We start from the raw sequence: 11,339 nt of genomic DNA, 5'->3' as shown, positions 1-11,339 counted from the left end.
GGACGGAGGCGCGGAGGGGGAGGAGAAGGAGGAGAGGGATCCGTACGGAGACATGCCAAACACCGCCTGCGGTAGGGGAGTTCAGGGAACAGGGAACGAGTTCAGATGAATCGGATCGAGCGGTCCGGCGGCCGGAGAAGGCCGGCCGGACAGCACCCACGATTCACCACCCGCGAGATTCCCGCTGAGCCCTGTGGACGGTCCACACGATGTGGGCAACTCCATCACCCGCTGGAGGAAGGCAACTTGAGCGACGTCGCTGAACGAACGCTGTGTGAGCGACGCCGCTGGAGAAACGCCGCCCGAGCGACGCCGCTTGAGCGACCGCAGGCGTTGAGCGCCTACGGCAGCTCGATCCCCGTCTCGATCCCGTCCAGCGCGTGCGCGCACGGACAGTCCCGGTCCGCCTCCGCCGGCAGCGCGGCGACCGCGTCGAAGAGCACCGAACGCAACCGGTCGACATTGGCCGCGAACACCTTCAGCACCTCCTCGTGGGAGACGCCCTCGCCGGCCTCCGCGCCCGCGTCCAGGTCCGTCACCAGCGTCATCGTCGTGTAGCAGAGGCCCAGCTCACGGGCGAGCACGGCCTCGGGGTGCCCGGTCATCCCGACCACCGACCAGCCCATCGCCGCATGCCAGCGCGACTCCGCCCGGGTCGAGAACCGCGGCCCCTCGACGACCACGAGCGTCCCGCCGTCCACCGCTTCCCAGTCCCGTCCGCGAGCTGCCGCGAGGGCGGCCTTGCGCCCCTCGTGGCAGTACGGGTCCGCGAAGCCCAGGTGCACCACCTTCGGCGCCACTCCGTCCGCCCGGGTCTCCCCGTCGTAGAACGTCTGGACACGGGTCTTCGTGCGGTCGACCAGCTGGTCCGGCACGAGCAGCGTCCCCGGCCCGTACTCCGGCCGCAGTCCGCCCACCGCGCACGGGCCGAGCACCTGGCGTACGCCGACCGAACGCAGCGCCCACAGGTTGGCGCGGTAGTTGATGCGGTGCGGCGGTACATGGTGGCCGCGGCCGTGACGGGGGAGGAAGGCGACCCGTCGGCCGCCGATCTCGCCGAGGAAGACGGAGTCGCTCGGCGCTCCGTAAGGGGTCTCCACGCGTACCTCGGTGACGTCCTCCAGGAAGGAGTAGAGCCCCGAACCGCCGATCACACCGATCTCTGCGTTCACCATGCGGTCACAGTAGGCGTTCGCCCGGCGCGAGACGCAGCCGGGCGGGAAACGGCGAGGACCCCACCCAGCGAAACGCCAAGAACCCCGCCGAGTGAATCGGCAGGGTTCTCGATGAAGCCAGGTGCAACGGTCGGGCAGGCGCCTCAGGCGGCCGACGAACCGCTCGACGAGGACGACGAAGAAGAAGAGGACGACGAGGAAGACGCCGTCGGGGAGCCGGACGAACCGGAGGAGGACGTCGAGGACGAGGACGACGACTTCGCGTCCGATCCCGTCGAGGACGACGATCCGGAACCCGAGGCCTTCGCAGCGGCCGGGGCCGGCGTGCTGCTCGACGAGGATCCACGGCTGTCGTTCCGGTAGAAACCGGAACCCTTGAACACGATGCCGACCGCCGAGAACACCTTCTTCAGGCGTCCATCGCAGCTCGGGCACACCGTGAGGGCGTCATCGGTGAACTTCTGCACCGCTTCGAGGCCCTCGCCACACTCGGTGCACTGGTACTGATAGGTCGGCACTTGTTCCTCCTGGCACTCTGACTCGATGAGTGCTAACGACGCTCCATACTGACGTATTCCGCGGGATCAGTCCACCGTGACCGGTCCGCGGTGACCGATCCCACGTGCCACGGTCCGCCCCGAAGACCTCGGAAGCAGCCGAGAACGCAGCGCCACCAACGTCACCAGAGCCAGCACCGTGCCCACCAGCGGCACCAGGAATCCGGTGCTCGCGCCATGGGCGTCCGCGAGCCGCCCGGCCACCGTCACCGCGGCCGCCTGGCCGAGTGCGACGGCACCCGTCAGCCAGGTGAACGCCTCGGTCCGTGCGGAGCCCGGGACCAGGGCCTCGACCAGGGTGTAGCCGCTGATCAGAGCGGGTGCGATGGAGAGGCCGACCAGCAGTCCGAGCCCGGCCAGCAGCGGCACCGAGTGCACCGCCCACAGGCCCGACGCGGTGAGGGTCAGGGCCGCGTATCCGGCGATCAGCCGGCGTCGCGGGCCGGTCTTCCAGGCGATGGCGCCGCAGGCGATGCCGGCCAGCATGTTGCCGGCCGCGAAGATCCCGTACAGCAGCCCGTTCGCTCCGGGGCTGCCGATCTCCTCGGCGAAGGCGGTCAGCGAGACCTGCATCCCGCCGAAGACCGCGCCGATTCCGAGGAAGGCCACGGCGAGCACGCGTACGCCGGGGATGGACAGTGCGGAGACGTGCCGCTGTGATCCGGCGGGGCCGGTGGTGCGTACCGCGGGCTGGGTGGCGCGCTGCGCGGCGAAGAACAGGCCGCCGAACAGGGTCAGGGCGGCCTCGGCGATCAGTCCCGCCGCCGGGTGCACGCCGGTGCACAGTGCGGTGGCGAGGACCGGACCGATGACGAAGGTGAACTCGTCCGTCACCGATTCGAAGGCCGCCGCGGTCGACATGAGCGGCGAGGCCTCCCGGCCCGGCGCCGCCCCGAGTACGGCGGCCCAGCGGGCCCGGACCATCGGTCCGATCTGCGGGACGGAGGCGCCTGTCGGAACGGCCGCGGCGAACAGCGCCCACATCGGGGCGTCCGCCAGCGCCAGGGCGGTCAGGCCCGAGACGGACGCCGTGTGCACGAGGACGCCCGGCAGCAGCACGGCGCGCTGCCCGAAGCGGTCGGCGAGCTTGCCGGTCTGCGGAGCGAACAGGGCCATGGACACCCCGGTCACCGCGGCGACGGCGCCGGCGCTGCCGTACGAACCGGTGGTGTGCTGGACGAGCAGGACGATGCCGATGGTCAGCATCGCGAAGGGCTGCCGTGCGGCGAAGCCCGGCAGGAGGAAGGTCCACGCACCCGGGGTGCGCAGCAACTGCCCGTATCCGGGGCGGTCGGAGACCGTGGACGCCACGGTCCTTGCCTTTCTGCCGCCTGGTGGCCGTGCCCCTGCGGTACCCGGCCGGCACGTGGGTGCGGACCCGGTCAGGAGCTGCCGAGAGCTGTCCTCTTCGCGCGGAACTGCGGTAGATGCCGGGCGCTCGCAGCAGAGGCGGAGGACGCCACGACCGCCATACGGTCGCGCCAGCTCTGCGTCAGGCAGAGTTGGTGGATCAAATAGGTCGATCTGGGTTTTCTTTATGCTACAGGCAAAAGCCCTGGAGCACCTGTGATTGTGTCCGACTCGACCCTTTTGACCTGTGAACGCGGGTGTGTCCTCAGTGGTGCGCCTTGGCATCCCGGGCGGCCCGGCCGTCGTGCTTCCGGTGGTCGTCCGTCCTGCCCAGCTTCTTCACCGCCTTGAGCGCGTTGGCCACGTTCGGTCCCGCGAGGGTCTCGTCGGTGGCGGTCGGGCCGGTCCCCAGCCAGCCGGCCAGCTTGCCGCCCTCACCGATCGCGCGCAGCCGGGCCTCGGTCGCGTCGCGTACGGGGTCGGTCGTCACGACCAGCAGTTCGTCGCCGCGGCGCAGCACGGTCGAGGGCGCGGGCACGAAGCTCTTGCCGTCCCGGACGACCAGCGTCACCGCGGCTCCGGCGGGCAGACGCAGTTCGCCGACCTCGACGCCGTGCATCTTCGACTTGGCGGGGATGGCGACCGAGAGCAGATGGCCGCGCAGCCGCTCCAGGGGCGCCGACTCGATGCCCAGGTCGGCCGTCTCGGACGGATCCTCGGCGATCTTGAGGGCCTTCGCGAGCCAGGGCAGCGTCGGTCCCTGGATGAGCGTGTAGACGACGACGAGGACGAAGACGATGTTGAAGACCCGGGTGGAGCCCTCGATTCCGGACACCATGGGAATGGTCGCCAGGATGATGGGCACCGCGCCGCGCAGCCCGGCCCAGGACATGAGGGCCTTCTCCTGCCAGGGCAGCCGGAAGGGCGCCAGCGAGATGAAGACCTCCAGCGGACGGGCCACCACGGTCAGCACCAGTCCGACCACGACGGCGGGCCAGAAGTCGTCGACCAGGTCGTGCGGCGTGACCAGGAGTCCGAGCAGGACGAACATGCCGATCTGGGCCAGCCAGCCGAGTCCGTCGGCGAAGCCGCGGGTGGCGGGCCAGTGCGGGAGTTTGGCGTTGCCGAGGATCATCGCGGCGAGGTAGACGGCGAGGAATCCGCTTCCGTGGAGCATCGCGCCCGCCGCGTACGCGGACACCGCGATGGCCATCACGGCGATCGGGTAGAGACCGGAGGCGGGCAGGGCCACATGCCTCAGTCCGTACGAGCCGAGCCAGCCGACCGCGATGCCGATCGCGGCGCCGATCGCCAGCTCCAGGGCTATCTCGCCGACCAGTACGTACCAGTGGTCGACCGGTCCCACGGTCGAGAAGGCCACGACGAGGATCACCACGGGGGCGTCGTTGAAGCCGGACTCGGCCTCCAGGACGCCGGTGATCCGGGCGGGCAGCGGCACCTTGCGCAGGACGGAGAAGACCGCGGCGGCATCCGTGGAGGAGACGACCGCGCCGATGATCAGCGCCTGCCGCCATTCCAGGCCGACCAGGTAGTGCGCTCCGGCCGCGGTCACGCCCACGCTCACGCCGACGCCGACGAGGGAGAGGACGACGGCCGCGGGCAGCGCGGGTTTGATCTCTTTCCACTTCGTGCCGAGGCCGCCCTCGGCGAGGATCACGACCAGGGCCGCGTAGCCGATCACCTGCGTCAGTTCGGCGTTGTCGAACTTGACGTCGAAGAACCCGTCCTGCCCCATGGCGATCCCGATGCCGAGATACAGGAGCAGGCTGGGGAGCCCGCTGCGCGACGAGATGCGTACCGCCGCCACCGCGACGAGCAGGACAAGTGAGCAGACGAGCAGGAGTTCGTTGAGCGCGTGGACAGTCAGTGGCCGGTCCTTCCCTGCGTACGCCTGCCGGATCGACTTCCGGTGGCCGGTACTTCGTTACCTTACCTAATCTTTAACGTTTTCTTGATGCGTTCGAGTATTCGTACGATCGCTACGCAATTCGAGCCATCCTGATACCGCGTCCGAGTGGCCTCGACGCTGCGCCTATGGTTGCTCCTGCACTCCCAGGACCACCCTGCCCCTCGAAGGACAGCGATGCCCGCCAATACAACCGCCTCTTCCGGCTCCACCGGTTCCGCCGGCGGCAGGCCGCGCAAGAAGAAGGGGCGACGCGCCCGCCTGATCGTGATCGTCCTGGTGCTGGCGCTTGTCGCGGGTGTCGGTTACGGAACGTACTGGTCCGTATCCACCGTGCGCGCTTCGTACCCGCAGACCAACGGGACGATCCGGCTCGCCGGACTCGACAGCAACGTCGAGGTGAAGCGCGACAGCTACGGGATCCCGCAGATCTACGCGGACTCCGACGCCGACCTGTTCCGCGCCCAGGGCTTCGTCCAGGCGCAGGACCGCTTCTGGGAGATGGACGTCCGCCGCCACATGACGGCCGGCCGGCTCTCCGAGATGTTCGGCTCCGGCCAGGTCGAGACGGACTCCTTCCTGCGCACGCTGGGCTGGCGCAAGGTCGCGCAGGAGGAGTACGACACCGTCCTGTCGGACGAGACGAAGAAGAACCTCCAGTCGTACGCGGACGGCGTGAACGCCTACCTCAAGGGCCGCGACGGCGCGGACATCTCCGTCGAGTACGCGGCCCTCGGTTTCACCAACGACTACAAGCCCACCGAGTGGACCCCGGTCGACTCGGTCGCCTGGCTGAAAGCCATGGCCTGGGACCTGCGCGGCAACATGCAGGACGAGATCGACCGCTCGCTGATGACGAGCCGGCTCGACGCGGACCAGATCGAGGACCTGTACCCGGCGTACCCGTACGACAAGCACAAGCCGATCGTCAGCGAGGGCGGGATCTCCCCGGTCACCGGGAAGTTCGACGCGGAGGCGACGCCCTCCGACGGCACCGGTTCGGCGACCGCCGAGGGAGCGACGGAGGGCCTGACCTCCCAGCTCGGCGCGCTCTCCGACACCCTTGACGAGATTCCCGCGCTGCTGGGCCCCAACGGCACCGGCATCGGGTCGAACTCCTGGGTCGTCGCGGGCAAGTACACGACCACCGGCAAGCCGCTGCTGGCGAACGACCCGCACCTGGCGCCGCAGCTTCCCTCGCTCTGGTACCAGATGGGGCTGCACTGCCGCGCCGTCTCGGCGACCTGCAAGTACGACACCGCCGGCTACACGTTCTCCGGCATGCCCGGTGTGATCATCGGCCACAACCAGGACATCGCCTGGGGCTTCACCAACCTCGGCGCCGACGTCACCGACCTCTTCCTGGAGAAGGTCTCCGGCGACGGCTACCTGTACGACGGCAAGGTGAAGCCCTTCACCGTCCGCGAGGAGACCATCAAGGTCGCGGGCGGCGACAGCCGGCACATCACCGTGCGCGAGACCAACAACGGCCCGCTGGTCTCCGACCGCAGCGGCGAGCTGGAGAAGGTCGGCCAGAAGGCCCCCGTCAGCAATGCCGCCCCCGACCGGGCGGACGGCTACGGAGTGGCGCTGAAGTGGACCGCGCTGGAGCCGGGCCACTCCATGGACGCCGTCTTCGAGCTGAACCGGGCCAAGGACTTCACCACCTTCCGTGCGGCGGCCGAGCACTTCGAGGTTCCCTCGCAGAACCTCATCTACGCGGACACCAAGGGCCACATCGGTTACCAGGCGCCCGGCAGGATCCCGGTCCGCAAGTCCGGCGACGGCACGATGCCCAGCCCCGGCTGGTCCTCGTCGTACGGCTGGAAGAAGGACCCGATCCCGTTCGACGAGCTGCCCTACGAGTACGACCCGGCGCGCGGCTTCGTCGTCACCGCCAACCAGGCCGTGATCGACGAGGACAAGTACCCGTACATGCTCACCAAGGACTGGGGCTACGGCAGCCGCAGTCAGCGGATCAACGACCTCATCGAGTCGAAGATCAAGGGCGGCGGGAAGATCTCGACCGAAGACATGCAGAAGATGCAGATGGACAACACCAGCGAGATCGCCGCGCTGCTGGTGCCCGAGCTGATGAAGATCAATATCTCGGACAAGGACATCCGCGAGGCGCAGAAGCTGCTGGAGGGCTGGGACTACACCCAGGAGGCCGACTCGGCGGCCGCCGCGTACTTCAACGCGGTCTGGCGCAACATCCTCAAGCTGGCCTTCGGCGACAAGCTGCCCAAGGAGATGCGCGTCGAGGGCGAGTGCCTGAACGTGCCCCCGGCCAAGAGCTCGGGTCCGGTCGACGAGCAGGACCGGCTGGTACGCGAATGCGGCCAGCGCGACGCCGACTCGGCGCAGCCGGACGGCGGTGACCGCTGGTACCAGGTGGTCGCGAACCTCATGGACAAGCCGGACAGCGCCTGGTGGAAGGCGCCGGCGAACCGCAAGGACCGGGCGACCGACAACCGCGAGGAGCTCTTCGCCCGCGCCATGGAGGACGCCCGCTGGGAGCTGACCGCCAAGCTCGGCAAGGACATCACCACGTGGAGCTGGGGCCGGCTGCACCAGCTGACCCTGAAGAACCAGACCCTCGGCACGGAAGGCCCCGGACTGCTCCAGCGGGTGCTCAACCGAGGCCCCTGGAACCTCGGCGGCGGCGAGGCCGCGGTGAACGCCACCGGCTGGAACGCGGCGGGCGGCTACGAGGTCGTCTGGGTCCCGTCGATGCGGATGGTCGTCAACGTGGGGGACTGGGACAAGTCCCGCTGGATCAACCTCACCGGCGCCTCCGGGCACGCGTTCAGCGCGCACTACACCGACCAGACCGACAAGTGGGTCAACGGCGAACTGCTCGACTGGTCCTACGGGACGAACGCGGTGGCCGGGGCGACGAAGGACACGCTGACCCTGAAGCCGTAGGGGCGGGCCGACACGCCTCGGAGGCCTGCCTCCGAGGCGCTGCGGTCCTTCAGCCGTCGCTGAAGCGCCGCGGGCCGGCCGGTGTCACCACGGCGTCCACGGGGTGGTCGTGCGGTTCCTCCGGGACCCGTGCGGTCACCTCGTCGTCGTACAGCAGGACGATCAGCGCGGGGTGCGCCCCGGCCGCCGCGAGGCGGGCCAGCACCCGGTCGTAGCTGCCGCCGCCGCGGCCGAGCCGCATCCCGCGCCCGTCCACGGCGAGGCCCGGCAGCAGCACCACGTCGGCGTCCAGGACCGCGTCGGGGCCGAGCGGCGTCCCGGCGGGCTCCAGCAGCCCGCGCCCGGCCTTCCTGAGACCCTCTGCTCCTTCGTACGGCGCCCAGTCCAGGTCGTTGTCCGCCTGGAGCACCGGCAGCAGGACGCGTACGCCCCGCGCGCGCAGTGTGTCCAGCAGGGTGCGGGTCCCCGGTTCGCTCCCCATCGAGACGTACGCGGCGACGGTGCGGGCCCCGGCCACCTCCGGGAGTTCGAGGGCGCGACGGGCCAGGACCGTGGCGGCCCGCTCGATGTCCTCGCCGGTCAGAAGGCGTCGCGCGGCGAGCAGTTCACGCCTCAGTAGTGTCTTTGCGGACATGTCGGTGTTCAACGGGGCACCCACAGATTTCTCGTACCGGCATATTTGAGTACAAAGTTAACCGGAGGCTCATCTTCCGCCCATGCGTGACCGTTAAGGTTCTGCGCATGACTCAGTCGAACCACGGGATCAGCAAGGCTGTCATCCCGGCGGCGGGCCTCGGTACCCGCTTCCTGCCGGCCACCAAAGCCACTCCCAAGGAGATGCTGCCTGTCGTCGACAAGCCTGCCATCCAGTACGTCGTCGAGGAGGCGGTCGCCGCCGGGCTCTCCGACGTACTGATGATCACCGGCCGCAACAAGCGGCCCCTGGAAGACCACTTCGACCGCAATTACGAGCTGGAGTCCGCGCTGACCCGCAAGGGCGACGCGGAACGGCTGCGCAAGGTCCAGGAGTCGAGCGACCTCGCCACCATGCACTACGTCCGCCAGGGCGACCCGAGAGGCCTCGGCCACGCGGTGCTGTGCGCGGAGCCGCACGTCGGCGACGAGCCGTTCGCGGTCCTGCTGGGCGACGACCTGATCGACCCGCGCGACCCGCTGCTGTCCCGCATGGTGGAGATCCAGGAGCGCGAGGGCGGAAGCGTCATCGCGCTCATGGAGGTCCCGCCCGAACTGATCCACCAGTACGGCTGCGCGGCCGTCGAACCGACCGCCGAGGCCGACGTGATGCGGATCACCGGCCTGGTCGAGAAGCCCGAACCGGCCGACGCGCCCAGCAATCTCGCCATCATCGGCCGCTACGTCCTGGACCCCGCGGTCTTCGGCATACTGCGCAGGACCGAGCCGGGCCGCGGCGACGAGATCCAGCTGACCGACGCCCTCCAGCTCCTCGCCGAGGACGAGAAGGCGGGCGGCCCGGTGCACGGCGTCGTCTTCAAGGGCCGCCGCTATGACACCGGTGACCGGAGCGATTACCTCCGTGCCATTGTCAGACTCGCGTGCGAACGTGAAGACCTGGGCCCGGACTTCCGGACCTGGCTCCGCAGTTACGTCACCGAGGAGATGTAGGACCTTGAGCAGCACGATCTGGTCGGTGGACGAGCACCTGGAAGACATCCTCGCCGCGGTGAGGCCGCTCGAACCCATCGAGCTGCAACTGCCCGAGGCCCAGGGCTGCGTCCTGGTCGAGGACGTCGTGGTGGAGATTGCCCTGCCGCCCTTCGACAACAGCTCGATGGACGGGTACGCGGTCCGCGTCGCCGATGTGGAGGGCGCCACCGAGGAGTTCCCCGCCGTCCTCACCGTCATCGGGGACGTCGCGGCGGGCGACGCCGGACTGGGCGACGACCAGCGCGTGGGGCCGGGGGAGGCCGCCCGCATCATGACGGGCGCCCCGCTCCCGGCCGGCGCCGAGGCCGTGGTCCCCGTGGAGTGGACCGACGGCGGCACGGGCGAAGGCCCCGCCGCCGCGATGCGCGCCCACAGCGACGCACCGGAGGGCGCGGCCGGAGAGGTCCGCGTCCACCGCCCGGCCGGGGCCCGCGCCCACGTCCGGGCCCGCGGCAGCGACGTGCGTCCGGGCGACCTCGCGCTGCGAGCGGGGTCGGTGATCGGGGCGCCCCAGATCGGTCTGCTCGCCGCGATCGGCCGGTCGACGGTCAAGGTACGGCCCCGCCCCCGCGTCGTCGTCATCTCCACCGGCAGCGAACTGGTCCAGCCCGGCGAGGAACTGAGCGGCGGCCAGATCTACGACTCGAACAGCTTCGCGCTGACGGCCGCCGCGCGCGAGGCCGGAGCGATCGCCTACCGGGTCGGCGCCGTCTCCGACGACGCCGAGACGCTCCGGGCCACGATCGAGGACCAGCTGATCCGCGCGGACATCGTCGTCACCACCGGCGGCGTCAGCGTGGGCGCGTACGACGTCGTCAAGGAGGCCCTGTCCTCCGTCGGCGACGAGGACGAACCGGGTGGCGGCGTCGACTTCCGCAAGCTCGCCATGCAGCCGGGCAAGCCGCAGGGCTTCGGCTCCATCGGCCCGGACCACACCCCGCTGCTGGCCCTCCCGGGCAACCCGGTCTCCAGTTACGTCTCGTTCGAACTGTTCGTACGACCGGCGATCCGCACCCTGATGGGTCTGCCCGACGTGAACCGCCCGACGGCCAGAGCCTCGCTGGTCACCGACAAGGCCCTGTCCTCGCCGGCCGGCAGGCGGCAGTTCCTGCGCGGGACGTACGACGCGGAGGCGGGCACCGTCACCCCCGTGGGCGGCTCCGGATCCCATCTCATCGCTGCGCTCGCCCAGGCGGACGCGCTGATCGTGCTGCCCGAGGACGTCACTTCCGCGGAGCCCGGCGCGGACACCGAGGTGATCCTGCTCCGCTGACCGGCGCCCGGTGGCGGTACGGTATCTGCCGCTGTGCCTTCCGGGGGACACCCCCCGGACCCCGGACCTGCACCCCGGTGCAGCACCGGGGCAACCGGCGCCCTACCGCTAGGCGGAGTTAGTTGAGTACGCAGAACAGGCTGACGCACATCGACGAGGCGGGCGCCGCCCGCATGGTCGACGTCTCCGCGAAGGACGTCACCGCGCGCGTCGCCCGCGCCAGCGGCCGGGTCCTCGTCTCGCCGCGTGTCATCGAGCTGCTCCGTGGCGAGGGGGTCCCCAAGGGCGACGCCCTCGCCACCGCGCGCATCGCCGGGATCATGGGCGCCAAGCGCACCCCGGACCTGATCCCGCTCTGTCACCCCCTCGCCGTCTCCGGCGTCACGGTCGACCTGGCCGTGGCCGTGATCTCCACCGCGTCGTCGGCCACGGCCAGGTCGACC

The 11,339-nt window shown here is 70.1% G+C and carries 9 protein-coding genes; 4 read left to right on the top strand and 5 right to left on the bottom strand.

Going from position 1 to position 11,339, the window contains the following annotated elements:
* Positions 1-341 precede the first annotated feature (341 nt).
* The 4 genes from JGS39_RS29355 to JGS39_RS29340 form a co-directional block, all read right to left on the bottom strand.
* On the bottom strand, positions 342-1,175 hold the full coding sequence (locus JGS39_RS29355; RefSeq protein WP_219572700.1) for an S-methyl-5'-thioadenosine phosphorylase: 834 nt from the start codon (positions 1,173-1,175) through the stop codon (positions 342-344).
* 143 nt (positions 1,176-1,318) lie between these two features.
* A complete protein-coding gene (locus JGS39_RS41725; protein ID WP_219572698.1) occupies positions 1,319-1,693 on the bottom strand; it encodes an FmdB family zinc ribbon protein in 375 nt (124 codons plus the stop codon).
* A 66-nt stretch (positions 1,694-1,759) separates the two neighbouring features.
* A complete protein-coding gene (locus JGS39_RS29345) occupies positions 1,760-3,043 on the bottom strand; it encodes an MFS transporter (RefSeq protein ID WP_219572697.1) in 1,284 nt (427 codons plus the stop codon).
* Positions 3,044-3,347: 304 nt separating this feature from the next.
* A complete protein-coding gene (locus JGS39_RS29340; protein WP_306070421.1) occupies positions 3,348-4,910 on the bottom strand; it encodes a potassium/proton antiporter in 1,563 nt (520 codons plus the stop codon).
* A 276-nt stretch (positions 4,911-5,186) separates the two neighbouring features.
* Here JGS39_RS29340 and JGS39_RS29335 point away from each other — a divergent pair, with 276 nt between their 5' ends.
* On the top strand, positions 5,187-7,937 hold the full coding sequence (locus tag JGS39_RS29335) for a penicillin acylase family protein (RefSeq protein ID WP_219572696.1): 2,751 nt from the start codon (positions 5,187-5,189) through the stop codon (positions 7,935-7,937).
* Positions 7,938-7,986: 49 nt separating this feature from the next.
* On the opposite strand, the gene JGS39_RS29330 is transcribed toward JGS39_RS29335, so the two are convergent.
* On the bottom strand, positions 7,987-8,571 hold the full coding sequence (locus JGS39_RS29330; RefSeq protein ID WP_219572694.1) for a 5-formyltetrahydrofolate cyclo-ligase: 585 nt from the start codon (positions 8,569-8,571) through the stop codon (positions 7,987-7,989).
* A gap of 107 nt (positions 8,572-8,678) precedes the next feature.
* Here JGS39_RS29330 and galU point away from each other — a divergent pair, with 107 nt between their 5' ends.
* From galU to JGS39_RS29315, 3 genes are all read left to right on the top strand, one after another.
* Positions 8,679-9,581: a UTP--glucose-1-phosphate uridylyltransferase GalU gene (gene galU / locus JGS39_RS29325; RefSeq protein ID WP_219572692.1), complete on the top strand. Its 903-nt coding sequence runs from the start codon at positions 8,679-8,681 to the stop codon at positions 9,579-9,581.
* A gap of 4 nt (positions 9,582-9,585) precedes the next feature.
* Positions 9,586-10,896, top strand: a complete 1,311-nt coding sequence (gene glp / locus JGS39_RS29320) for a molybdotransferase-like divisome protein Glp (RefSeq protein WP_219572690.1) — start codon at positions 9,586-9,588, stop codon at positions 10,894-10,896.
* 122 nt (positions 10,897-11,018) lie between these two features.
* The coding region (locus tag JGS39_RS29315) for a cyclic pyranopterin monophosphate synthase MoaC (protein ID WP_308120780.1) at positions 11,019-11,339 on the top strand (321 nt) is incomplete at its 3' end.

The sequence above is a fragment of the Streptomyces poriferorum genome, assembly GCF_019399235.1.
Taxonomy (GTDB): Bacteria; Actinomycetota; Actinomycetes; order Streptomycetales; family Streptomycetaceae; genus Streptomyces; species Streptomyces poriferorum.
Note: the sequence above shows the minus strand (reverse complement) of the source record. Positions and strands in the feature narration are given on the sequence as shown.